The organism is Pseudomonas sp. HY13-MNA-CIBAN-0226 (assembly GCF_040310305.1).
Taxonomy (GTDB): Bacteria; Pseudomonadota; Gammaproteobacteria; order Pseudomonadales; family Pseudomonadaceae; genus Aquipseudomonas; species Aquipseudomonas gregormendelii.
The window spans coordinates 1-242 of the sequence record NZ_JBEOPS010000549.1 but is presented as its reverse complement, the minus strand read 5'-3'; the positions used below and the strand labels follow the sequence as shown (position 1 = coordinate 242).

General features: G+C 43.0%; 1 protein-coding gene. It reads left to right on the top strand.

Going from position 1 to position 242, the window contains the following annotated elements; all coding sequences use genetic code 11:
* Nucleotides 1–242: DUF8451 domain-containing protein (locus tag AAEZ05_RS29855; protein WP_502947819.1), on the top strand; the 242-nt coding region annotated here is incomplete at both ends.

The window sequence follows — 242 nt, the reverse complement described above, 5'->3', positions numbered from 1 at the left end:
AGCCTTATATTCGTATTGGTAGCTTCACAAAACTGCTTAAGCAATACCCAGATCAAAGCCGTAAGCTGTGGCAAAACCGAGCGGATGACTGGAGTGCTGAGATTTGTCACGATGCAACGCTTGAAGACCTTGACCCTAAAGCCCTTGCTATTGCCAGACAAGTCTTTGCTGATAAAAACAAACGTTTGGCTGAAGACATTCAAGAATGGGATGACATCACCTTTTTGAATAAAGCCAAAATC